The organism is Streptomyces sp. NPDC090045, from assembly GCF_044747975.1.
Lineage (GTDB): Bacteria > Actinomycetota > Actinomycetes > Streptomycetales > Streptomycetaceae > Streptomyces.
In genome coordinates this window covers 1-1103 of record NZ_JBIVFA010000046.1, presented here as the reverse complement: position 1 = coordinate 1103, position 1103 = coordinate 1, and the positions used below count along the sequence as shown (strand labels likewise).

The following is a 1103-nucleotide window of genomic DNA, read 5'->3' as shown; positions in this document are numbered from 1 at the left end:
CCGTCCTTCTCCATCTGTTCGGCGATCTTCAGTGCCTCTTCGATGAGGGTTTCCACGATCTTGGATTCGGGGACGGTCTTGATGACCTCGCCCTTGACGAAGATCTGGCCCTTGCCGTTGCCGGAGGCGACGCCGAGGTCGGCCTCGCGGGCCTCGCCGGGGCCGTTGACGACGCAGCCCATGACCGCGACGCGCAGCGGGACCTCCATGCCCTCCAGGCCCGCGGTGACCTCTTCGGCGAGCTTGTAGACGTCGACCTGGGCGCGTCCGCAGGACGGGCAGGAGACGATCTCCAGGCGGCGCGGCTTGAGGTTGAGGGACTCCAGGATCTGGATGCCGACCTTGACCTCCTCCGCCGGCGGGGCGGAGAGGGAGACGCGGATGGTGTCGCCGATGCCCTCGGACAGCAGTGCGCCGAAGGCGACCGCGGACTTGATGGTGCCCTGGAAGGCGGGACCGGCCTCGGTGACACCGAGGTGGAGGGGGTAGTCGCAGGCGGCGGCGAGCTGGCGGTAGGCGTTGACCATGACGACCGGGTCGTTGTGCTTGACCGAGATCTTGATGTCGCCGAAGCCGTGCTCCTCGAAGAGGGAGGCCTCCCACAGTGCGGACTCGACCAGCGCCTCGGGGGTGGCCTTGCCGTACTTCTTCAGCAGCCGGGCGTCGAGGGAGCCGGCGTTCACACCGATGCGGATCGGGGTGCGGGTCTCGTTCGCGGCCTTCGCGATCTCCTTGACCTTGTCGTCGAACTGCTTGATGTTGCCCGGGTTCACCCGGACCGCGGCGCAGCCGGCGTCGATCGCGGCGAACACGTACTTGGGCTGGAAGTGGATGTCGGCGATGACCGGGATCTGCGACTTCTTCGCGATCACGGCGAGCGCGTCCGCGTCGTCCTGGGTCGGGCAGGCCACCCGGACGATGTCGCAGCCGGAAGCGGTGAGCTCGGCGATCTGCTGGAGCGTCGCCCCGATGTCGGAGGTCCGGGTGGTGGTCATCGACTGCACGGAGATCTGTGCGTCGCCACCGACGGCCACCTTGCCGACCTGGATCTTGCGGCTGACCCTGCGGTCGGCAAGCTTCGTCGGCACGGCCGGCATTCCGAG

1 protein-coding gene is annotated in these 1103 nt (G+C 68.0%); it reads right to left on the bottom strand.

Annotation, left to right across the window (positions count from 1 at the left end; genetic code table 11):
• On the bottom strand, positions 1 to 1103 hold a 1103-nt coding region (gene ispG, locus ACIPYQ_RS41210; RefSeq protein WP_401259821.1), incomplete at both ends, for a flavodoxin-dependent (E)-4-hydroxy-3-methylbut-2-enyl-diphosphate synthase.